The sequence below is a fragment of the Chryseobacterium pyrolae genome, assembly GCF_025153485.1.
Lineage (GTDB): Bacteria > Bacteroidota > Bacteroidia > Flavobacteriales > Weeksellaceae > Chryseobacterium > Chryseobacterium antibioticum.
In genome coordinates this window covers 122,160-146,180 of the sequence record NZ_JANZQH010000002.1, presented here as the reverse complement: position 1 = coordinate 146,180, position 24,021 = coordinate 122,160, and the positions used below count along the sequence as shown (strand labels likewise).

Genomic DNA, 24,021 nt, shown 5'->3' with positions numbered 1-24,021 from the left:
ATAATTAAATTAAAGTTTTATTCCCGAAACTTTCCCGCAGGAAAAAGAATAAGAATCTTTTTCAGATCCTTCTTTTCCTGAAGTGAACGCAGATAAGGCAGGTCTCCTGGCTCGCTTCTCGAAGTACGCCTTCCCGGATTGAGATCCAGTGGCCTATTGTACTCAAAGTTTAAAACAGCTTACAGTTGCGGGTACAGCCCAAGCATTGAATTTCTTCTCACTTGATTCCCTGTTAATGAACAGATGTTCAGCCTTAACTGCTGCAAATATATTATATAAATTTTTGAAGCTGTTTTGTGAATTATTGTATGGTTTCTTTATTTGTTTAGCTGTCAGATTACTTTTAGGAAGATGATTTTTTGATTTAATAAAGAATTAAAAAGAAGATTGATGATATTCGGATTAATTCAAGTGTTTAAAATAAATTCATCTAACGATCTTATTGTTAAAATACAATTGTTATTAAATTCAACATCAGTTTACAATCAATGTATACTTTCGCGGCATAAAAGTAACTATGAGAAAACTGCTGTTATCGGCGATCGTATTCACAGCGCTTGCATCATGTAAAGATGATGACAACAAGATGAATAACCAGGATATCAATTATGCTAAACTTCCTCAGGAATTTCCTTTCTCCAAATTGACAACTATTAATGGGGTAGATGTTATTAACGGTGGCTTCGGTTCAGGTGCAGCTGCACATCCAACCAGAAAAGGGGAGTTTTATGTGATCACCGATCGTGGTCCGAATACAGATTATCTGAACGGAAAGAAATTTCCAGCCCCGAATTTTACGCCAACAATTATGCATTTTAAGATCAATGCAGAAGGAAATATCGAGGTTATCAAATATATTAAACTTAAAAATCCTTCCGGCCAGCCGATTACAGGTCTTCCGAACCCTGCAGGAATGGGAAGTACAGGAGAAACAGCCTACGATTCATCAGGAAATGTTTTGGGAACAGACAATTATGGACTGGACAGTGAAAGTATTGTAGCAGCAGCAGACGGAACTTTTTGGGTTTCTGACGAATATGGTCCGCACATCGTTCATTATAACGCAGAAGGAATAGAATTGGAAAGGATAAGTCCGATAGGGGTCAATACCGGACCTAGAAAATTGCCTGCTGTTTTGGCGAAAAGAAGAGCCAATAGAGGAATGGAAGGATTATGCATCACTCCGGATGGGAAAATGCTGGTAGGCACTATTCAGTCTACGATGTATGTTCCTACAAAAGTTCTCGCCACGAATACAACGTTAACCAGAATTGTCACTTTTGATATTGCAACAGGACAGACGAAACAGTATTTGTATAAGCAAAATGGAGGGGCATCAGATTCTGTATGTGATATTACAGCTATCAGCAGCACGGAATTTCTTGTTATAGAAAGAGACGGAAACTTTGGCTCTCAGGGAGGAACCAAAAAAGTATACCGGATCAATATTGCTGGAGCTTCAGACGTGAACGGTACCGATATTGCGGCTGTTGACGGGATGAAAATCAATAATAAAGCTTTAGAGCAGTCTACCTGGGATGAAATTACGAACGCAGGAATAAAGCCTGTTTCCAAGGTTTTAGCCGTAGATCTGGTAGCAAAATTAGGATATGAGCATGATAAATTTGAAGGAATCGTTTATTTAGGGAATAATAAACTGGCAGTCTTCAATGATGATGATTTTGGAATTTTAGATGACGGAAACGGAAATCCAAAAGCGAAGATCCTTCCTAAAACCGGAAAAGTAGACAAAGGAACAATGTATGTAGTCGATATTCAATAATTAGATTTTTTTTAAGAAAACGGCGGCATCGAAGATGCCGCCGTTTTTGACTCTATATGTTTTTAAATTCGATAGAAATTGGCTTTAGCTGAAACCTACGAATTAAAACCCTCAATAATTTTAGAAAAATCCTCTAATTTTAAAGCGGCACCTCCGATCAGTCCACCATCGATATCAGGCTGAGAGAAAATCTCTTTCGCATTATCAGGCTTCACAGAACCTCCGTAAAGGATAGAAATTTCGTCAGCCACTTCCTGTCCGTATTTTGCAGCGATGATGCTTCTGATGTGTGCATGAATCTCCTGAGCCTGAGCCGGAGAAGCTGTTTCACCTGTTCCGATCGCCCAAACCGGTTCGTAAGCGATCACTACTTTTTTGATCTCTTCAGCAGAAAGTGTGAAAAGAGCTACTTCAGTCTGGTTTTTCACCACTTCAAAATGCTGTCCAGCCTTTCTCTGTTCAAGCGTTTCACCGTTACAGTATACAGGGATCAGTCCTTTATCAAGAGCTAATTTGATCTTTCTGTTGCAGTGAGAATCTGTTTCACCGTGGTATTGTCTTCTTTCAGAGTGCCCGATTAATGAACCTGTCGCATCGATAGATTCCAGCATATCTGCAGAAAGTTCTCCTGTATAAGCACCGCTTTCATGCTCGCTCATATCCTGAGAGAATACGCCAATATCATCCTTTTCGAAGATATCTTTAGCCATCATCAGATATAAAGAAGGTGGCGCTATCCATACTTCGCAGTTAGTGGTGTTATTATTTTTATAGCTAAGTAATTGAATCATTAACTGTTGTGCGTCAATGACATTTTTGTTCATTTTCCAGTTTCCTGCAACTATTTTTCTTCTCATAGCCTTATATAATTATGTAAATTATTGTTTATTATTTTTATCTCACGCAGATTGTAATGATTTAGCAGATTTAAAGGTGGTTAACCACTTTTTTATTGATTTTAATTCCAATATTACTTTGTCTTCTACTAAATGTTAATTTTAAAATTAATAGCAAAATCTGCGAGAGTTTAATTACTTATTAATCCCTTCAAGTTTAAACATGAAAGCATACACCAGGGAAATATCCTTCAGGTAGTCAAACCTTCCCGAAGCACCACCGTGGCCATAATTCATGTCTGTTTTTAATAACAATACGTTTTTGTCAGTTTTCATATCCCTGAGTTTCGAGACCCATTTTGCCGGTTCAAAATATTGTACCTGAGAATCATGAAGTCCTGTTGTTACCAAAAGGTTAGGGTAATTTTTCTTTTCGATATTTTCGTAAGGAGAATAAGACTTCATATAGAAATAAGCTTCCTTATTGTTTGGATTTCCCCATTCATCATATTCGTTGGTCGTCAATGGAATACTTTCGTCAAGCATTGTATTAACCACATCTACGAAAGGAACCTGTGAAATCATCCCGTTCCATAAATTTGGATTCATATTCGCGACAGCACCCATCAAAAGGCCTCCTGCACTTCCGCCCTGAGCATAAAGATGTTTGGGTGATGTATACTTTTCTTTAACCAGATATTTTCCGGCATCAATGAAATCGGTGAAGGTATTCTTCTTTTTCATCATTTTTCCGTCTTCATACCATTGTCTTCCCATTTCCTGGCCGCCACGGATGTGAGCCATGGCAAAAGCAAAACCTCTGTTCAGAAGACTTAGCCTTGTACTGCTGAAAGCCGCATCCATTGAACTTCCGTAAGAACCATAGGCATAAAGAAGCAGCGGGCTGTTTCCATCTTTTTTAAATCCTTTTTTATACACAATGGAGATCGGAATTTTTGTTCCGTCTTTTGCCGTTGCGAAAAGTCTTTCGGTAGTATACTCGTCTTTAGCATAACCGCCAAGAATTTCCTGTTGTTTCAGTAACGTTCTTTTTCCTGTCTTCAGATCCTGTTCAAATTGTGAAACAGGCGTAATCATTGAAGTATAGCCGAAACGGAAATTATCTGTGTTGTATTCGGGGTTTTCCAGTGAAGAAATGGTATAAGCAGGTTCGTCAAATGTCAACGCTTCCTTTTTAGCGGTCTTTCTGTTGTAAATAACAAGCTGAGTAAGCCCATTCTGTCTTTCACTGAAAACAAGATAGTTTTTAAACGCACTCACAGACTGCATTAAAACATCATTTCTGTGTGGAATAAAATCCTTCCAGTTTTCAACACCTGTTTTATCTAAAGGAGTTTCTGCAATTTTAAAATTAAGCGCATCTTTATTCGTTCTGATTAGGAATCTGTCTTCCAAAGGAGTGATCGAATAGAGAACATTCTTCATTCTCGGCTGGAAAACCTTGAATGTTCCGTTCGGATCATCAGCATTTAGATATCTTGTTTCAGAAGACGTCGTGGCGCCTGAATAGATAAGAATGAATTTCTGATTTTTAGACTTGTATACCGAAATATAGTTGGTATGGTCTTTCTCCTCATAAACCGTTACATCTTTGCCTGGATCAGTTCCCAGTGTATGTTTTTTTATTTTTTCGGACAAAAGAGTAACCGGGTTATTCTCCGTATAAAAAATGGTTTTATTGTCATTCGCCCATTCTGCGGATCCTTCTGTGTTTTTAATGCCCAGATCGGTTGTTTTTCCGGTCTTCAGATCCTTTAAAAATAAAGTATACTGTCTTCTGGAGACATCATCAACGCCATATACCAGTTTGCTGTTGTCCGGGCTTATGCTGAAGCCGGTAGCATTATAATAAGGGTGTCCTTCCGCCAGTTGATCTACATCCAGAAGGATCTCTTCAGGAGCAGTAAGACTGCCCTTCTTTCTGCAGTATTTGAAATACTGTTTTCCGGCTTCTGTACGGGTATAATAAAAATATCCGTTGTCGAAGACAGGAACAGATTCATCTTTTTCCTTAATACGGGCTTTCATTTCCTGGAAGAGTTTGTCCCTGAAAGGTTCTGTATCTTTCATCATGCCTTCCCAATAGGTATTTTCGGCTTTCAGATAATCAACCACCTTCGTAGAGTCTTTTCCTTTTTTAAAATAATCGATCATCCAGTAATACGGATCATTCACTTTATCACCGTGAATTTCCCGGATGTGTTCCTGCTTTTCCGCAACCGGAGCTTTTAAAGCAGGGAATTTTTGAGATTGTATCGTAGAAGCACTCATAATTAATATTCCAAGATAAAACTTCTTCATGATGTATTTTGTTTTTTGGGTGTGTTGTCTATGCTAAATTCCACAGGTTTTTCAAGAGCTTGTAGAACGTATGCTCTTCGTCAGTTACCTTATGGTCAGCTTTGATCAATGTTTTAGAGAATTGAGCAAATTTTATACGCTCATCTTCTGTAGAATCATCGTGGAAGCATCTTGCATGGAATTCAAAGTGATCTTTCCATTCCTCAGGCTGTAAAAGAGCCAGCGTTTCCAGTTCATTGTCAAGATTCATTCTGAACGGAAATTCGTCTGCCATATACTGCTGGATCAGCATTCCCTCTTCAGGAGCAAATTCTCCGTCTACAGAAGACAGAATCATTAAAAGATGGTAACCGGCGATTGATTTATTTGATTTTTGCATTTGTAATTGTATGTTTAAGTTTAGTGTTTAAATTTGATAGTTGCGTGATTCGGGATTGGAAGAGTTTTAATTCAAAATTAACCATTCAGAATTTACTTATTGACCATTCACGATTCACAATAATCTTCTTATTTCAAATAGTCTTTTGCAGGCTGTTTGTCTACAATTTTTCCTTTCTCCAATACCACCACAAACGGGTTGCTTCTCGCAATAGTTTTGATGGCAGTTCCGTCCATCATAGCATTTTTGATGGTTTTAAAAGTGTTCTGATCTGTAGAAACGCCATAGATGACAGCCCCTTTTTGGGCACTTACTTTAGCTTCAAGTTTTTGAATAAGATCAGCCGGAATTTCTTTCGGATGATAAGAAAAAACAAGTATTGCTTTAGGAGCATTAATGATTTCATCCGTCAGGTCCATTCCTGTGGGATCTTCAATTTTGAATTTTACGATCTCAGATTTATACCCTTCTTTCGTTAGAACAGATTCATTTTTGCCTTCCTCAATTTTCCAGGGAGAACCTTCTGCCCAGTATTTGGTTTCTTTAATATAATCATCCTGGTTCACCTTTAAAACCTCTCCGGTTTTCTGGTTTTTAAGCGAGTAAAAAGTCTTGTATTCTGAAGGATTTTTATTGATTTTTTCCTTTTCAGACTTGATATTCGTCCCGATTTTATAATCACGGAAATCAATCAGTGGTTCATGCATGATTCCCTGAGCCATAATGTAAATCATAATCACCGAAAAAAGGCCTAAAAGAGCATATCTGAACTTACCGGATGATGGTTTCGTATGATCGCTGCTGTACTCATCTTTTTTACGGAATTCTTTTCTGTAAAGAATGAACAGGATGATAAGACCAGCAAGAAGCACAATATCTTTAATAAAGCTCTGCCAAGGCGTAAACTTGATCGCGTCGCCAAAGCATCCGCAGTCCGTTACCACATTGAAATAAGCCGAATAAAAAGTAAGGAACCCAAAGAAGATACAAAGGGCAATTAACGCTGAAAGTGTAAATTTAAGCTTCAGTTTCAGTAAAAGCATAAACCCCAGGAAAAGCTCCAGTACGACCACAATGATCGAAAACAGAAGCGCAAATTTTTCAAGGAATGGCATATTAAAAACCGATGGGGCAAAATATTCTTCCATCTTGAAAGAAAATCCTACCAGATCCACAGCCTTTACAAAGCCTGAAAGAATGAAGATAACAGCAATAATAAACCGTAATAAACCTTTGATCATATTAAATTATTTTTGGGGTTCGGAAATATTTTCTTTTTCAGAGAACTTAATCAGACAGAAAACAGCATAGTTCAGCATGTCGAAATAATTGGCATCCAGACCTTCAGAAACGATGGTTTTTCCTTGATTGTCTTCGATCTGTTTAGTTCTCAGTACTTTCTGGTAAATAAGATCAGTGATAGAAGAAATTCTCATATCCCTCCATGCTTCACCATAATCATGATTCTTTCTTTCCATTAAAGCCTGAGCATCATTAGAATATTGATCATAAAGACTCAAAACTTCCTCCTTATTTTCATTAAAATCATTGGAAAGCCCTTTTTCAAGCTGGATAAGTCCGATGATAGAGTAGTTGACGATGGCGATGAATTCATCTTCCTCGCTTTCATCCACCATTTTTTTATCTGTCATCTGCAGCGTACGGATCCTGTTCACTTTAATGTAAATCTGATCCGTAATAGAACTGGGCCTCAAAACCCTCCATGCTGCGCCGTAATCCTGCAATTTTTTACTGAAAAGATCACGACACTGACTGATAACTTTCCCGAACTGTACTGATGTTTTTGACATAAATTCTCTTAATCTCCCAAATATACGAATTAGGTTTAAGGTAGCAGGAATCAGGGATTGATTTTTGTCAGAGTTTAGGCGTTTGGGGTTAGAGAGTTTGAGAGTGGGAGGGTTTTAGAGTTGTTTCTGTTGTTTCTTGTCAGGGAATTTTGAAAGGAGGAATTTTAAGTTTAATATTTAATTTTGAATTCGTCCCTGCCGAAGCTCTTATCAACGAATAACAAACAACTGTCAACTAGCAACCATCAACAAACAAAAACGATCAACTCCTCAGATTCAACAATAAGTCTTAATTTTGCAGAATATCATCACTTATCAATCATAAACATGCTCTCAAACTCCCAAACTCCCAAACCCTCAAACCCTCCGACGCTCAAACCTTTCCATTCCATCAACTGCAACGGAAGACTGGTAGAATTGAGCACTCCAAAGATTATGGGGATCCTCAATCTTACCCCGGATTCCTTTTCCGACGGTGGAAAGTTTAACAGTGAAAAATCAGCACTGGAACATGCCGAAAAACTTCTGAAAGACGGTGCAGAGATCATTGATATCGGACCACAATCTACCCGCCCAAATGCTGAATTTTTGACCAGTAAAGAAGAGATTGAGAGAATAGGAAAGATGATTTCCCAGATTAAAAAAGATTTTCCGGAAGCATTGATATCACTGGATACATTCTACGCAGAAACCGTAAAATTCGGATTTAATGAAGGAATTGATATGATCAATGATATTTCCGGAGGGCAGTATGACAATAAAATGTTTGATACCGCTGCTGAAACGAAACTTCCCTACATTCTGATGCATGTAAACCCGTCTTACGAGACGATGCACGAAAAGGTGAAATTCGAAGATATTACACTCGAAGTGAACCGTTATTTTTCTAAAAAGACCAATGAACTTCTTTCAAAAGGAGTGAAAGATATTATTCTTGATCCCGGTTTCGGTTTCGGAAAAACAATAGAAGATCAGATGAAAATGATCGGTGAAACGGAGTATTTAGGTTTTGGGAAATTTCCTCTATTGATAGGTATTTCCAGAAAGTCATTTATCTATAAACCGCTTGGAAAATCTCCTCTGGACATCAATGAAGAAACACAGAAACTTCATAGGATAGTTTTGGAGCAGGGAGCCAAAATTTTGAGAGTGCATGATGTAGCTGAAACTGCAGCAACCATCAGACAATTTTGTGAAAAAAATAAAAAGTGTTAAAAAAACTTGCTCAGTATTTGAAAATTAATACATTTGCAATATGAATTTTACGAATCAGAAAAATATTATTGTCATTTCTAGCATTATTGTTGTCATTAACAACAGTTAGGAATCGGCATTATAAAAATATTTTAATTTAAATTATATAAGCCGTTTCATATTGAAGCGGCTTTTTTTATTTCAATCATTATGTATCAGTTATTAACAGTAATTATTATCGTCATTATTATTCCCTTGCGTTGGTGAGAAGGATAGAGTATGACTGTACATATTTGAGCCCTCTCACATCGTGAGAGGGCTTTTTTTATTCCCTTTTGTTAATTTTTTTAAACCCTATACAATGTATTACAGCGACAAAACTATCGTGTATTTTGATGGAAACTTCTTAAAAGCCAAAGAAGCAGGAATGGACCTTTACGGGCAATCACTGCATTACGGCTATTCTGTTTTTGAAGGCATTAAATCTTACAGAACCGATCACGGGACCAAAATCTTTAAAGCAGAAGAACATTATGAAAGACTGAAAAGATCAGCGGAACTGATGCATATCCCATTTGATTATACGGTCAGCCAGCTTACGGATATCACATATGAACTTTTGGAACGTAACGGATTCAGTGATGCTTACATCCGCCCGCTGGTAACATGTTCCCCTAATATGTCCCTTTCAAAAGGGCAAAAATCCTATCTGTCTCTGCTCGCCTGGGAATGGAGCAATGGCTATCTCGCTGATAAAATGAAAATCATGACTTCTACTTTTCAACGTCCGAATCCCAAAGCTTTTAAGATAGAAGCCAAAGTAGGCGGACACTATGTCAATTCTATTTTGGCCTGCCAGGATGCCAAAGACAAAGGATATGATGAAGCTTTACTGTTGGACGAAAATGGAAATGTAGCAGAAAGTTCAGGCGCTAATGTATTCTACGAAAAGGACGGAACATTATTTACACCCGCAAAAGGAAACATACTGCCGGGCATCACAAGGCAGACCGTTTTTGAAATATGCAGTCAGCTTCATATTCCCGTTAAAGAAACCTTCTTTAAACCTGAAGAAATGAGAGGAGCGGATGCCGCTTTTTTCTGTGGAACGGCAGCTGAAATTGTAGCGTTGGATTCTTTGGATGATGTTCCTTTCACCAAAAACTGGAAAGATACAGAAAGTGAAAAAGTACAGCAGGCCTATCTGAAACGGGTAAGAGTTCTGTCATTGTAAATTTTAATAACCTAAATATTTAATTATCAAATGAATACATCTATTTTTCAAACAGTTGAATATTGTAATTTTCATCAAAGTGAAAAGGAAAAAGATATTACAAGCTGTAGTTTTGGACCAAAATTAAGTAAAACTTCATTTATGAATTCCGAAAAAATTGAAATTTTTGATACTACACCGAGAGATAACAAGAACAGGAAATGCAGGATAATATGTTAAATAAATATTCAAAAACATTCACCCAAAACAGTGAACAGCCCGCCGCAAAAGCAATGCTTTACGGGATAGGATTTACAGATGAAGATATGAAGAAAGCCCAAATCGGAATTGCCAGCATGGGTTACGACGGGAATACCTGTAATATGCATCTCAACGATCTCGCCAAAGTCGTAAAAAAAGGAACCTGGAATCACGGTCTTGCAGGATTGATATTCAATACCATAGGAGTAAGTGACGGAATGAGCAACGGGACAGACGGAATGCGGTATTCATTGGTTAGCCGCGACGTGATTGCAGACAGCATCGAAGCCATCTGCGGAGCACAGTATTATGACGGAATTATTGCATTACCGGGATGTGACAAGAATATGCCGGGAACCATCATTGCGATGGGAAGACTGGACAGACCTTCGATTATGGTATACGGAGGAACAATAGCCCCCGGATGTTATAAGGACGAACCGCTTAATATTGTTTCAGCCTTTGAAGCTTTAGGGAAAAAAATTGCCGGGGAAATTTCAGAAGAAGATTTTAATGGAGTTATTAAAAATTCCTGTCCCGGAGCGGGAGCTTGCGGAGGAATGTATACTGCCAATACCATGTCTTCAGCTATCGAAGCATTGGGAATGAGTCTTCCGTATTCATCTTCCAATCCCGCATTGAGCACAGAAAAGCAAAATGAATGTCTGGAAGCAGGAAAATACATCAAAATATTACTGGAGAAAGATATCAAACCATCAGACATCATGACGCGGAAGGCTTTCGAAAATGCACTTCGTCTGATCATCATTCTTGGAGGAAGTACGAATGCCGTCCTGCATTTTATAGCGATGGCGAAAAGTGTTGGCGTTTCTGTCACTCAGGATGATTTCCAGAAAATGAGCGATATCACGCCGGTATTGGCAGATCTTAAACCAAGCGGGAAATACCTGATGCAGGATCTTCATGATCACGGGGGTACGCCAGCCGTAATGAAATATTTACTGGAAGAAGGTCTATTACATGGTGATTGTCTTACGGTTACCGGAAAAACCATCGCTGAAAATCTTGAACATGTTCCCAGCCTGGATTTTAATAAACAGAAGATCATCAGACCCTTATCAAATCCTATCAAACAAACAGGGCACCTGAGGATACTGTATGGCAATCTTGCAGAAAAGGGAAGTGTAGCGAAAATCACAGGGAAAGAAGGTGAAAAATTTTCAGGAAAAGCAAGAGTATTTGACGGAGAAAAAGATCTTATCAAAGGAATTGAAAACGGCAGAGTTCAGCATGGAGACGTCATTGTCATTCGACATGAAGGGCCAAAAGGTGCACCGGGAATGCCGGAAATGTTGAAGCCTACCAGTGCTCTGATCGGAGCAGGATTGGGTGGAAGCGTAGCTTTAATTACAGACGGTAGATTCAGTGGCGGAACCCATGGTTTCGTAGTAGGACACATTACTCCCGAAGCCTATGAAGGCGGTTTGATTGCTTTTGTGAAAGATAACGATCTTATTGAAATAGATGCAGTAAACAACACTATAGAACTAAGAGTTTCCAAGGAAGAAATCGAGCAGAGAAAGGAAGGATGGCAAAAACCAGAACTTAAAGTCAAAAAAGGACTGCTCTACAAATATGCACTCACCGTGTCATCAGCTGCCGAAGGCTGCGTAACAGACGAAATCACTTAATAAAAATAGAATGAAGAATCTAAATATATCCACAGAAACAGAGATTAGCGGGAGCCGGATCATCCTTGAAGCATTTCTTCAGGAAGGGGTAAAAACGATATTTGGATATCCTGGAGGAGCAATTATTCCGATTTATGATGCCCTTTACGATTATAAAGATAAGCTGGAGCATATTTTGGTCCGCCACGAGCAGGGAGCGGTCCATGCCGCGCAGGGGCTTGCCAGAGTTTCCGGAGAGGTAGGAGTGGTTTTGGCCACCAGTGGCCCCGGAGCAACCAATCTTGTGACAGGATTAGCCGATGCATTACTTGATAATACCCCTATCGTATGCATCACAGGACAGGTTTTTGAACACCTTCTGGGAACCGATGCTTTTCAGGAAATAGATGTGATGAATGTGACAAGTCCCGTTACGAAGTGGAATTATCAGGTGACCGATGCAGATGAACTTTCCGAAGTATTGGCCAAAGCATTCTACATCGCAAGATCAGGAAGGCCCGGCCCGGTATTGATAGATGTGACAAAAAATGCCCAGCTGCAAAAGGTTTTGTATAGAGACTATACACCATGTGATTCTTTGAGAAGCTACAGACCGGATCCTGTTCCCAATATAGAAAACATTGAAAAAGCAGCAGCAATAATTAATCATGCAGAAAAACCATTCATCATTGCCGGGCAGGGAATTATACTGGGAAAGGCTGAAAAAGAGTTTATACAGTTCACAGAAAAATCAGGGATTCCTGTAGCATGGACTGTGTTGGGAATGAGTGCTATTCCCACAGATCATCCGCAGGCTGTAGGAATGGTGGGAATGCATGGGAACTACGGACCGAACATCCTTACCAATGAATGCGATGTTCTGATTGCAGTGGGAATGCGTTTTGACGACCGAGTGACAGGAAGGCTTGATCAATATGCCAAACAGGCGAAAATCATCCACCTGGATATTGACAAAGCAGAAATTAATAAAAATGTAAAAGTTGAAGTTCCGGTTCTGGGAAACTGTAAAGAGACTTTGCCACTTCTTACCCGGTTAATAGCACCAAGACAACATGCTGAATGGCATCAAAAGTTTAAAGATTGCTATGAAGTAGAGCAATTTAAACTGATCAGGCACGAATTGTATCCTACTGAAGGAGAAATTACAATGGGAGAAGTAATTCGAAATCTGAATGAGATGACCCAGGGAGAAGCTGTGATTGTCAGTGATGTCGGGCAGCATCAGATGGCTACCTGCAGATATTCCAACTTTAAGCATACCAGAAGCAATATTACAAGTGGCGGACTGGGAACGATGGGTTTTTGTCTGCCCGCTGCTATAGGAGCTGCTTACGGAACTGACCGTCCGGTTGTTGCGGTGATGGGAGATGGCGGAGCTCAGATGAACATTCAGGAACTGGGAACATTGATGCAGTACCAACCGGATATCAAGATTTTGATTTTGAATAACTGCTATCTGGGAATGGTAAGACAGTGGCAGGAGCTGTTTCACGAAGAAAGATATTCTTCGGTAGATATTCAGAGTCCGGATTTTGTGCAGGTAGCCAAAGGATATCATATTCCCGGAAGAAAAGTAGCACAGAGAGAAGAGTTGGAAGCAGGTCTCAGTGAAATGCTTCATCATAAAGGAGCATTCCTTCTGGAAGTAATGACCGGAAAAGAGCACAATGTTTTTCCGATGATCCCTCAGGGGAAAAGTGTTTCCGAAATCGTACTGACTCACAATAAAGTTTAAAATATTAATAGAAAAAAGATGAAATCAGAAAATAAAGAATACACCATCACCGCCTATACAGAAGATTATCTGGGGTTGATCGGCAGGATCAATGCTATTTTTTCAAGGAGAAGGGTCTCTATTGTGAATCTCAATGTAGGTCCCTCCGAAATGGAGAAAATAAAAAAGTTTGTGATCGTCATTAAAGAAACGGAAGAATCTGTACAGAAGATCACCCAACAAATGGAAAAGCAGGTAGATGTGCTGGAAGTGCATTATCATAAAAATCCATACCTGACAGCGATATTACATGCGAGCTGAGCAGATAATAGAATTAAAATATAATAATTAACAACAAATAAAAAATTAAAAAAATGGCAAAATTGAATTTTGGCGGAGTAGAAGAAAACGTAGTAACAAGAGAGGAATTTCCATTACATAAAGCTCAGGAAGTATTAAAAGATGAGGTAATAGCAGTGATTGGTTATGGAGTACAGGGGCCAGGACAGGCGCTTAACCAGAGAGATAACGGCGTTAATGTGATTGTTGGCCAGAGGAAAAATTCAAAATCATGGGACAAAGCAGTTGCAGACGGTTTTGTACCCGGAGAAACATTGTTCGAAATAGAAGAAGCTTTACAAAAAGGAACAATTATTTGCTATCTCTTAAGCGATGCAGCCCAGATCGAATACTGGCCTAAAGTAAAACAGCATCTTACTCCCGGAAAAGCCCTGTATTTTTCTCACGGTTTTGGAATCACCTTTAATGAGCGTACAGGAATTGTTCCCCCGGCAGAGGTTGATGTATTTCTTGTTGCCCCTAAAGGATCCGGAACGTCATTGAGAAGAATGTTTCTGCAGGATCGCGGACTGAACAGCAGTTTTGCTGTGTATCAGGATGCTACAGGAAAGGCAAGAGAAAGAGTGACTGCATTAGGTATAGCTATTGGAAGCGGTTATTTATTTGAAACAGATTTTAAAAAAGAAGTATTCAGCGACCTTGCAGGAGAAAGAGGAACATTGATGGGTGCTGTACAGGGAATATTTGCGGCCCAATACGACGTATTAAGGAAAAACGGACATAGCCCTTCTGAAGCATTTAACGAAACCGTAGAAGAATTAACGCAATCATTAATGCCCTTAGTTGCAGAAAACGGCATGGACTGGATGTATGCGAACTGCAGCACCACGGCTCAAAGAGGAGCATTAGACTGGTGGAAACGTTTCAGAGATGCTACTTCTCCATTGTTTGAAGAATTATACGACAGCGTTGCGAAAGGGGATGAGGCCCAACGTTCTATCGACAGCAACAGCAAACCGGATTACAGAGAAAAACTGGAAGTAGAACTCACAGAGCTTAGAGAAAGCGAAATGTGGAGAGCAGGTAAGACCGTCCGCAGTCTGAGACCAGAGAACAATTAACCCCATTAAAAAAATGATGAGAGAAGAAACGTATCCATCCGTTTTAGACAATGTCTATAGGGCAGCCGAAAGGCTCAGAAATATAGTTGTAAGAACACCTTTGGCTGTCAATAACAATCTTTCCACTATTTATAATGCCAAAATAAGCTTTAAAAGAGAAGATCTGCAAAGAGTGAGATCCTACAAAATCAGGGGAGCTTACAATAAAATGGCAGTGATGTCCCCGGAAAGTCTGGCAAAAGGTGTGGTTTGCGCCAGCGCTGGAAATCACGCTCAGGGAGTTGCTTTTGCATGCAGTACGATGAAGGTGAAAGGAACTATTTTCATGCCTTTGCCCACGCCGGGGCAGAAACTGGAACAGGTAAAGATGTTCGGAGGCAGTGCTATAGATATTGTTCTTTACGGGGATACTTTTGATGAAGCAAAAGATGCTGCCGTGAAGTTCTGCGATGAAAACGGAGGAATATTTATTCATCCGTTCGACGATCAGAATATCATTGACGGACAGGCTACGGCAGCGCTGGAAATCCTTGAACAGTCGGAGGAGCCAGTTGATTATCTTTTTGTTCCAATAGGAGGAGGAGGACTGGCTGCGGGTGTATGTACGGTATTCAGTGAATTGTCTCCACATACAAAAATAATAGGAGTGGAGCCTTCTGCAGCGGCAAGCATGAAAAAAGCACTGGAAAATGGAAAGCCGGTGCTTCTTGAAAAGATCAGCCGCTTTGTGGATGGTGCTGCCGTGCAGAAAGTGGGAAATCTTAATTTTGAACTTTGTAAAAATGTATTGTACGATATGGCTTTAGTGGATGAAGGAATGGTTTGTGAAACTATTCTTTCCCTTTACAATAAAGATGCTATAGTGGTAGAACCTGCCGGAGCTCTTTCTGTGGCTGCATTGGAGAAATATAAGGATCAGATCAAAGGTAAAAATGTAGTATGCATCATCAGCGGAAGCAATAATGACATTACCCGGATGGAAGAGATTAAAGAAAAAGCTCTTCTGTATGCTGGTTTAAAACATTATTTCCTGGTTCGGTTTGCACAACGTCCGGGAGCTCTGAAAACCTTTGTGATGAATGTTTTGGGACCGAATGATGATATCACTTTTTTTGAGTACACCCAAAAAAACTCCAAGGAGAAAGGGATTGCTGTTTTGGGGATTGGATTGAGGAATAGTGAGGATTTTACTCCACTGCTTAACAATATGAAGAAGTATGATTTTTTTGTCAATTATCTGAACAATGATCCGTCTTTAATGAATCTGCTTATTTAAGTAACAGGTATTGGTTTATTGGAAAGTTTGCAGAAAATAACTTTTTATAACGGATAAACATCTGACATAGGAAAATGGAGCGTTAAGAAAATAAATTCTGTGAACGTCAAGAAAATTCTACTGTCTGAAGCGCGGGGCTGTAACCGAAACGAAGCAGAAATAATAAATCCGCGCAAGTTTTAGAATTTTTAGAGAACAGTATTTATTTTTAGCGGAAGTTTCCCAGTCTTGAATTTTTGATTCTTTTGTTTCAAGACAAAAGAATAATAGAGAATATGTTGCAGAATGTATTGTGAAGCAGTGACAAAGTAATCTTAAGAATAAAGAATAAAGAATAAAGAATAAAGAGATCGCTTCGCTCCTCGCAATTACAAAAAGTAGACTCGGCGGCCCGAAGGGCCGCCGAGTCTACTATCTTATCTCTCAAGCGTAAAATTCGAAATAACTTTTGGGCGTTCAGCCTCATTGGCTACCTTCCATGATGTTCTGTACATCCATTCCGTCATTTTATAAAGCTTTTTGTAGTTGATGTTTTCAGATTCATCCTGTGGAGTATGGTACTGATCATGCAGTACGCTGGTGAAAAATACAGCAGGAATACCAATTTTTGCGTATGGTAAATGATCACTTCTGAAGTAGAAATACTCTGCGTGGTTGGGAGAATCCCAATCTTTCAGGTATTTGAATTTTGTACTCTCATTATTGGCATCCTCAGCCATTTTTACCAGATCTTCAGAATTTTTATGCGGTGCATTTCCTCCAAGAAGAGCAGCTTCATTATTGTCATTTCTTCCGATCATGTCACCGTTTAAAACGGCTACGATCTTTTCTTTTGGAACTACAGGATGAGCAGCGTGCCATCTGGAACCCAGCAGTCCTCTTTCTTCAGCTCCATGGAAAACAAAGAGAATACTTCTTTTTCCGGGTTGTTTTTTGTAAGCTCTGGCCATGGCAAGCATGGCGACACAGGTACTGGCATTGTCGTCAGCACCGTTGTAGATCGTGTCATTTTTTACGGGATGTCTAATGCCGTCATGATCCTGATGACCGCTCAGTAAAACGTATTCCTCTTTAAGTTTTGGATCTGTACCTTCAATTTTTCCGATGATATTGACAGAAGGGTATTTGTAGGTTTCGGTGATGAGGTTAAGAGAAATCTTAGGGTTATTTTTTACCCAACCTGCATTTTCTCTTTTGATCCATAAAACAGGAATATTATTCGTTATTTTCTCTCTCAGTCCTTCTACACCGTAGGTTCCTCTTGTCATTTGGGGAAGAACTTCTACCCAGCTTTTTTCGGAAATATCGTCTGTGATAAAAATAACGGCTTTAGCTCCTAATTCATAGGCTTTGTTGTAATATTTAGTCCTTACAAATCCGGGATATCTTCTTACGAAAAGAGTCATTTCTTTGTCGATGTTTTTATCAGAAGCATTAACAGCAAGAACTTTTCCTTTGATATTTAATTTCGAAAGTTCTTCAGGCTCTGTAGTTCCTGCGTACACAATCTCAGTATCAATAGCTGCATTGACGGGTTCTGCAACAAGGAAATCTTCCCATAATTTCAGGCTGCTGTCGCCAATTTTTAAACTGCTTTGAGGAATCACCTGATGCCTGTACATATCAAAAAACTGGAAGAATGTACCGTTGTCACCTGCTGGTTTCATTCCGGCTTCTTTGGCTTTATCAGCCAGCCACATGGATACTTTTAATTCATCCAAAGTTCCGGCCTCACGTCCCCAAAACTGGTCCGCAGCGAGTTCATACATATCTGTTCTCAGGTCGGCTTCTTTGATAGCAGAGACCAGAGGTTTTTTATAATTTTGAGCATGGCCGAGGCTGAACAGGAGAATACTTACTATAGAGAATACGTAATTTTTATTCATCTAAACATTTTTAATTGAAGTTAGCCAATTTATCTGAAAACTGTTTTGAAAACTCCTTTCTGTCCTCCTCCAGTTTTTCTTGATCAGCAGGAAGGATATAGTTAAAAAGGACTTTGTCTTCATTATCTAGAAATACCATTTCCTTTTCATTACCATCGATCATTTGTGCGAAAATTTCCCACATCGGGGTGTCTTTCAGTTTTAATAATTCAAAAAACTGTTCCGCTTTTATTTCTATTCGCTGCATATTTCGTTTTTTATGTATTTATAATGTTGCTTAAATTTCGTTTTTCTTTGAAAGAATGGATGTTTGGATAATTAAAATTCTAATACTTTTAACTTAAACTGGATGGCGAAATTCTGTTTAAAATTGGGAGTCGTATAGTATCCAACCCTGTAGAATAGTCCTAAATTGAAATAGCTGGACAGGAAATTATTCCATTCCAGACCGACTTCCTGATACAGATGGTCCAGTTTTCTGAACCTGAATTCATGGTATTCAGGATGTTTCATGTCTCCTATTGTTCCTCTTAATACAAAATCAAAGCTGGAGATATTCTGTCCGAAACTTTTGAAGTACAGAGGAAGTTTGTGGGTGAAATAATACGCAACAAATTTATCGTTGTAATATTTACCACCTTCCAGTGTGGCAAATCCAAGATAAGAAGTAAGGTTGAAATTAAAATCCTTTCTCGGTGACGCCAGTCCGTTCATGGTAAAATGTTTCCAGATGGGAGCTTCCCCTAAAACGATTCCACCATATAATCTGAATCCGGTAGTTCCGAACATCGTCTTAAAGTTATGGACGAAAAGCGCATCAAAACGGGTGTAGTTGAAGTCTCCACCTAGTATTTTATAACTCTGTTCATAGTTAAGATACAGTTCTGGGTATTTCTGATCAATGATCGATTTTCCCTGAGGGGTCATGATATTCGTAGAATTGGGAGAATATTTTAAGGTAAACAGCGTATTGAAATTATCAAACTGGCCACCTCTTCCTCTGAACTGATAGTCAAATTTAGCTTCTTCAATATTTCTTTTGGCGGCAAAAACCAATGTAAGTCCGTTCGTTACATCATTCAGATAGGATAGGGAAGCACCTCTGTAATGATAGTATTTATCATTGTTGATGTTGTTTCCGTAATTCATCGTTCTCATCTTGAAATTCCAGAGTCTTCTGTAAAACTCTCCTGAGGCTGTCACATCATTATAATATTCAATCCTGAAGAATGAATTTTTATCCAGTGTGGTCTTCATATCCAAACCGATTCCGTATTTCCATTTATCGTCCTTGAAACCATAGGCAAAATAATAATCCGGTGAAAAATAGGGATTGAAAGTCTCATTCAGTTTAGCTTTTAAACCAACTCTAAAACCTTCATACAAGTTGAAATTGACAATTTCATCTACCGCAAAATCCACAATACCCATCCTGATCTGCCCGTTGATAAGTCCGGTCAGAATTTTGGCCTTGTTGTCAATATTATATTTTTTACCCAGGCTGTCGATCGTAGTGTAGGTATTACGTTCCCTTTCCGTCAGAGGGTCGGTTCTGTATTGATCCAGCAGATGTCCGTCAGCATTTTTTACGGAAAATGTGTAGCCTTTAAAATCATTTCGATCTTCTTCGATAGGTGATTTGAAGTCAAAATAGGTGGAAGTCAGGAAAGCATAGGTGCCGAAACTGGTTCTGTCCCTTTTTTCATGCTCTTCCGTTTTCTTTTTGTTTTCCTCTTCCATGGCCACTTTGCTCATTCTCAGTTTTACCTTTTCCTGAGCGAGAAACCATTTGTTATTGTAGAAAACCCAGGTACTTGTGATAATTCCGTCGTTTTTATTCTTGCTGAAGTTTTCGATTTTCTGAATGCCATAGGTTTCTGCATCTATGTAGATCGCACCGTTGTACTTTCTTTTTTTGTCCTGTTTTTTATAATTGACCTCACGAAAGCGGATGACGAATGTTTTTCTTCCGTTCACTTCAAGGGTATCCGAAAGAAAAAAGCGGTAAAGGCCTCTGTTTTCCTGTTTGATCTGATTCGGAATTTTATCCCTGTTGCTTTGCTGAACCGCAATCATTTCATAGATAGGCTGCTTAAGCCCGGAAATCCTGTTGTCCAGGATATTGATCTTTTCACCGTATTGTTTGGAATACAGAAACTCCTGAGCTCTTTCCCACAGGAAGAGTTTGCTTTTTGAAAAAATTTGTTTTGCTGAGATATTATTTAATGAATCTTTTTCCCTTTTTTTCTTGATAAAATCGGTGTTGTTAAAAAAAGTATTAAACTGGTTAATACTATCCTGATCGATGTCCAGAGATATTTTTTCGTAAGATTTAAAAGAATAGGATTCCAGGCTTTTTGGTGAATTGTCCCTGAACAGTTTGTTGACTTTTTTAAGGATTTCCAGCGCTCTTGGGTCGCTGCGGTCTTCAATCACCACAGCTTCAATATCAGTGGTTTTTGATGCCTTTTTTTGCATAGAAACTTCCATGTCAGCCTCTGCGGTTGCCGCTTCTTTCTGGTAATTTTCCGCCTGAACTTCAATGCTGTTGCATGATGCTTTAAATTCCAATAAGCCCTTAATGTCTGTAAAGCCAATGACTTTTCCATCGCAGGATATTTTTGCATGGGATATTGGTTTCTGGTCAGTTTCGTCAATAACCCTGATCTTTGATTGTGAATAACCAAAGAAATACATTATTAAAAATAATAAAACTAAAAACCTTTTCATGTAAAAAACTAGGTCAAAAGTAATGATATTTCTTGTGTTAAGAAAGTTTTTATGATATGTTATGACATTGATTTAATCTAAATTTTTGATAGAAAAATGCAGTAAAAATAGAGATGAGAATATTCAATATAATTTATGAAAACCATAATTTTTTTATCGATCATATAAGGTATTCATGAAGTCTATCATTTTATCTATTTCGTTGTTGGTAAGTTGCAAGGGTGTATCAGAAAGCGTTTGGTTCTCTACCTTAAAACCGAAGCCTTTTCCACCTCCTTTATTATAAAAATTCATGACATCTCTTAGCGTTTTGTAACCTCCGTTATGCATATAGGGAGCTGTTTTGCTGATGTTTCTAAGAGTTGGTGTTTTAAAAGAATGCTGCAAAGCTTCAACCGTTTCATGGAATTTTCCTCTTCCCAAATCCTGATCAAACATCTTATTGTTACCGTTGACAGCAGTTCCCAGGATTTCCTGTTCTGTTTTTTTGAAATTGGGAGGAACAGTTCCATTGAATAATGGAATGAAATGACATAGTGCGCACTGACCTTTTCCTACAAAAAGATTGAATCCCTGTTTCTGGTTTTCCGTCATAGCAGATCTGTTTCCTCTCATATACTCATCAAAATTAGAATTGAATTTCGCCAGAGAACGGATGTAGCTTGCCAGTACATTCTGAAGCTGCCAGGTTTCAGCTTTTGAAGTTTTATAGATTTTCTTAAATTCCGGAAGATATTTTGTGTCCTGATTAATTTTACCAAGAATAACATTCATATCGCCGTGCATTTCTTCTTTATTGGAGATCACGTCTGAACTCTGCCCTTCAAGATCATCTTTTCGCATATCCCAGAACTGTCCGTGCTGGAAACCTGCATAATTTAGCGATGGTGCATTTCGCTGCAACTCTGCATTCTCCAAAGACATAGACTTGGCGAGCCCGTCCGTAAAAGCCTTTTCGGGAATATGACACGTTGCACAGCTTCTGTTATTGCTGTTGGAAAGAATTTTGTCATTAAACAGTTTTTTCCCCAGAGCGGCCTTGTCTTCAGAGAATGCAAATTCTTTTCCGGGAACAAATGCATTGGGATTGAAAGCATTTTTTGAGAAAAAAGAAGCTACGTTTTTGTTTAAGGCGGAAGTAACTTCAATATCCGGAATACCTTCCTGCTTTTTAAATTCCAGGAGTAAAGAAGAGATTTTATTTAAATGATCTGGAATAAAATTGACATAATCGAAAGTATTTCTGTCTGTATTTTTCTTTAAAACAGCAATGGCTGAATCAATGGAAGTATTGATGTTTTTCAAGGCTTTGTCCGTAGATTTATCAGTAGAAATCTGTTGTAAAGTCCGTTTAACAGCTTCCAAAGAATAGGGCATTTCTTTCAAAAAAGTCCCTGATATTGGCGTATCAAAACTTGAAATTCCTAAGCTTGAAATCCTGAAAATCTCCTGTCTGGCTGCATCAAAAACCTGATCTTTACTCACGGAGATTGCCTGAAAATTGACCTTTATAGTATTGCTTTTATTGGTCAGCTTCTTCAGAAACCTTACAGCTTCATCTTTGTTTTCAGCAGTATAGGGATAGAAAAGTTCTTCCAAAACCTGAAGACCTTCCGGCTCAAGTTCTGTATGCTCATCCATTTCAATTTCAGGAAGGGCAGGACCGTTGATGAATCTGGCAGAATTCGGCAGGAAATATTCTACCGCCCATTCCATTTTTTTATACGTTATTCTGAGATCTTCAAATTTCTTCTGAATGGTCTTTTCATCTGCATTTTTTGAGACAAGAGCCATCAGTTCAGTGATCTGCCTTTCAAACGAAACATTGGTTTTGGCTATTTCATTTTTTACAGCACTCAGATCTTCATTAATGGGCTGATGTTTGTCGTTTTTGCATTGAAAAAGAACAAAAAGAACCGTTATAGTGAATGAAATAATGAGAACCGGATATTTTGAAAGTATTTTCATAAGCATGAAAAAGTACCAACGGGAATTTTCCCGCTGATACTTTGCTATTTATTGGATATTTAAAATTATTTCTCTACGTTTCTGATGATTACGATCTGCCCACCTTCCTTATTGGTATTCACACCGGCTCCGTCAGCATTCTTGAACTTATCTTTCTGCCATGTATGCGAGTGAATATTCACGGTAAAAGTGTTTGGAATTCCTATGATATCTGAAATATCCACCATCGCTCCATACTCCCATGAACCGAACTTCTGAAGGGTTCCGGACTGATTATAAGCCGTTTGCCAAGCTGTATCTGTTCTGTTGTGTTTCATGTTCAGCCATGGTTTGTATTGCTTTGTAGCAATGTTGAGCTGCCAGATATAAGAATCGTGTGCTGCTGCTGAATAATAAGAGTCACCGTCTTCCTGAATATAGACAAAGTTTTCGGTCACACATAAATTATCAGGATTGATCAGGTTGTGTCCCGGATTAGAATCCCCTTCTGCGACAACTTCAAGTTTTCCAGCCAGCATATTATTTTCGTTAAGTACCAGCTTGTAGACTCTTCCCCACATCGTCAATCCCGGCTTTGGAGTAACACCGTCTGACGATTCTCCGGTTGCAGTAAAGTAAATTTCTCTTCCTTTTCCTGCTCCTTTTCTATAATCTACGTCCTCAACTCTTGAAAAGCGGATCGCATTATTATCAATGTTTTTCTGATTGATTTGAGCACCTGTAAGGTTTTTAGCATTTGGAATTTCCACGAATTCTACGTCGTAAGAACTGCCTTTTACCATATCCGTTTCTGTATAATTGCTGTTTGTTCTTTTTAAAGCATACAGTTTTCCATTGTCGAGGTCTCCCTGCGTTGTTGAAACATACATGATCAGCTGTCCTGCAGACTGGTGTGAAGACGAATAAGACTGGTCTTCACCAATCATAATGTAGGTTTTTCCACCTGAAATATCCTTAGGAAGCGGAACTGCATTCTCCATAGAAGCCTTTCCCAAAGCCGGCTTTACTCTTGTCTGATCAGAGGCCTGGGAAGCAGGTGCCAATGGATTAAGAGCGTGAACCATACTTTCTTCACCGGACTCACCAGCAGTAAGAAACGCACTGAATCCATGGGTTTCCGGGGTAGCCAGTGTAGCAGAGCATAATCTGGTCATACCGCCCATTCCGTTCAGTATGTATTCTCCTTTGATAGGCTTAAATGTTTTATCTAAATAAACTCTGGAAACAGATTGAGTGATCTCATGATTGGTGATCATTAAGTAGCCATCAGAATTAGGATCTTTCATGATTCCCATGCCGTCCGGCTGTCCTGCGAAAACAAAATTCGGAGTTCCTGAAAGTACATCAGAACTTGAGATCAGGGTAGTGATGCTCAGATTTTCAAAACCCGTCATTCCAAAAACGAAAGCTGGTTCCTGTGAAAAATTTTCAATCTTTATATTCTGATTGACAGGAGTGGTTTCCTGCTGATCGGTATTGTCGTCATTACAACCCTGAAAGGCCATAGAAGCAAACAATAGAGCTCCAATAGTTTTGTTAATTTTCATAATTACTTTTATTGATTTCGATAGTAGC

The 24,021-nt window shown here is 38.9% G+C and carries 18 protein-coding genes and 1 riboswitch; of the genes, 8 read left to right on the top strand and 10 right to left on the bottom strand.

What is annotated here, in order from left to right; genetic code table 11:
• Positions 1-79: 79 nt before the first annotated feature.
• Positions 80-271, bottom strand: a riboswitch (cobalamin riboswitch).
• A 246-nt stretch (positions 272-517) separates the two neighbouring features.
• Positions 518-1,783, top strand: a complete 1,266-nt coding sequence (locus NZD88_RS03955; protein WP_259827621.1) for an esterase-like activity of phytase family protein — start codon at positions 518-520, stop codon at positions 1,781-1,783.
• 95 nt (positions 1,784-1,878) lie between these two features.
• On the opposite strand, the gene tpiA is transcribed toward NZD88_RS03955, so the two are convergent.
• The 5 genes from tpiA to NZD88_RS03930 form a co-directional block, all read right to left on the bottom strand.
• On the bottom strand, positions 1,879-2,640 hold the full coding sequence (gene tpiA, locus NZD88_RS03950) for a triose-phosphate isomerase (protein ID WP_259827619.1): 762 nt from the start codon (positions 2,638-2,640) through the stop codon (positions 1,879-1,881).
• Positions 2,641-2,814: 174 nt separating this feature from the next.
• The gene (locus tag NZD88_RS03945) at positions 2,815-4,941 is read right to left on the bottom strand and encodes a S9 family peptidase (protein ID WP_259827618.1); all 2,127 of its coding nucleotides are present in this window, start codon (positions 4,939-4,941) and stop codon (positions 2,815-2,817) included.
• Between the two features lie 28 nt (positions 4,942-4,969).
• A complete protein-coding gene (locus NZD88_RS03940; RefSeq protein WP_259827616.1) occupies positions 4,970-5,320 on the bottom strand; it encodes a tellurite resistance TerB family protein in 351 nt (116 codons plus the stop codon).
• A gap of 128 nt (positions 5,321-5,448) precedes the next feature.
• Complete coding sequence (locus NZD88_RS03935; protein ID WP_259827614.1) at positions 5,449-6,561, bottom strand: BT_3928 family protein; 1,113 nt, start codon at positions 6,559-6,561, stop codon at positions 5,449-5,451.
• 6 nt (positions 6,562-6,567) lie between these two features.
• Positions 6,568-7,131 carry a DUF1599 domain-containing protein gene (locus NZD88_RS03930; protein WP_169235648.1) on the bottom strand — a complete coding sequence of 188 codons (564 nt, stop codon included), beginning with the start codon at positions 7,129-7,131 and terminating at the stop codon, positions 6,568-6,570.
• A 327-nt stretch (positions 7,132-7,458) separates the two neighbouring features.
• On the opposite strand from NZD88_RS03930, the gene folP reads away from it, so the two are divergent.
• The 7 genes from folP (at position 7,459) to ilvA (ending at position 15,862) form a co-directional block, all read left to right on the top strand.
• Positions 7,459-8,346 (top strand): dihydropteroate synthase, encoded by an 888-nt coding sequence (gene folP / locus NZD88_RS03925; RefSeq protein WP_479875910.1) that lies wholly within the window; start codon positions 7,459-7,461, stop codon positions 8,344-8,346.
• 340 nt (positions 8,347-8,686) lie between these two features.
• Complete coding sequence (gene ilvE, locus NZD88_RS03920) at positions 8,687-9,559, top strand: branched-chain-amino-acid transaminase (protein ID WP_259827613.1); 873 nt, start codon at positions 8,687-8,689, stop codon at positions 9,557-9,559.
• A 200-nt stretch (positions 9,560-9,759) separates the two neighbouring features.
• On the top strand, positions 9,760-11,451 hold the full coding sequence (ilvD, locus tag NZD88_RS03915; RefSeq protein WP_259827611.1) for a dihydroxy-acid dehydratase: 1,692 nt from the start codon (positions 9,760-9,762) through the stop codon (positions 11,449-11,451).
• A 10-nt stretch (positions 11,452-11,461) separates the two neighbouring features.
• The gene (ilvB, locus tag NZD88_RS03910) at positions 11,462-13,186 is read left to right on the top strand and encodes a biosynthetic-type acetolactate synthase large subunit (protein WP_259827609.1); all 1,725 of its coding nucleotides are present in this window, start codon (positions 11,462-11,464) and stop codon (positions 13,184-13,186) included.
• 18 nt (positions 13,187-13,204) lie between these two features.
• The gene (locus NZD88_RS03905) at positions 13,205-13,486 is read left to right on the top strand and encodes an ACT domain-containing protein (RefSeq protein WP_259827607.1); all 282 of its coding nucleotides are present in this window, start codon (positions 13,205-13,207) and stop codon (positions 13,484-13,486) included.
• Between the two features lie 53 nt (positions 13,487-13,539).
• Positions 13,540-14,586 (top strand): ketol-acid reductoisomerase, encoded by a 1,047-nt coding sequence (gene ilvC, locus NZD88_RS03900; protein WP_259827605.1) that lies wholly within the window; start codon positions 13,540-13,542, stop codon positions 14,584-14,586.
• A 13-nt stretch (positions 14,587-14,599) separates the two neighbouring features.
• Positions 14,600-15,862 (top strand): threonine ammonia-lyase IlvA, encoded by a 1,263-nt coding sequence (ilvA, locus tag NZD88_RS03895; protein ID WP_169235642.1) that lies wholly within the window; start codon positions 14,600-14,602, stop codon positions 15,860-15,862.
• Between the two features lie 416 nt (positions 15,863-16,278).
• Here the strand turns inward: ilvA and NZD88_RS03890 are convergent, their stop codons facing one another.
• From NZD88_RS03890 to NZD88_RS03870, 5 genes are all read right to left on the bottom strand, one after another.
• Complete coding sequence (locus NZD88_RS03890; protein ID WP_259827602.1) at positions 16,279-17,748, bottom strand: M20/M25/M40 family metallo-hydrolase; 1,470 nt, start codon at positions 17,746-17,748, stop codon at positions 16,279-16,281.
• 10 nt (positions 17,749-17,758) lie between these two features.
• Complete coding sequence (locus NZD88_RS03885; RefSeq protein ID WP_169235640.1) at positions 17,759-17,995, bottom strand: hypothetical protein; 237 nt, start codon at positions 17,993-17,995, stop codon at positions 17,759-17,761.
• Positions 17,996-18,066: 71 nt separating this feature from the next.
• Positions 18,067-20,445 carry a hypothetical protein gene (locus tag NZD88_RS03880; protein ID WP_259827600.1) on the bottom strand — a complete coding sequence of 793 codons (2,379 nt, stop codon included), beginning with the start codon at positions 20,443-20,445 and terminating at the stop codon, positions 18,067-18,069.
• Between the two features lie 186 nt (positions 20,446-20,631).
• Positions 20,632-22,446, bottom strand: coding sequence for a cytochrome-c peroxidase (locus NZD88_RS03875; RefSeq protein WP_259827598.1), 1,815 nt, complete (start codon positions 22,444-22,446; stop codon positions 20,632-20,634).
• A 65-nt stretch (positions 22,447-22,511) separates the two neighbouring features.
• Positions 22,512-23,993 carry a hypothetical protein gene (locus tag NZD88_RS03870; RefSeq protein ID WP_259827596.1) on the bottom strand — a complete coding sequence of 494 codons (1,482 nt, stop codon included), beginning with the start codon at positions 23,991-23,993 and terminating at the stop codon, positions 22,512-22,514.
• Positions 23,994-24,021 lie beyond the last annotated feature (28 nt).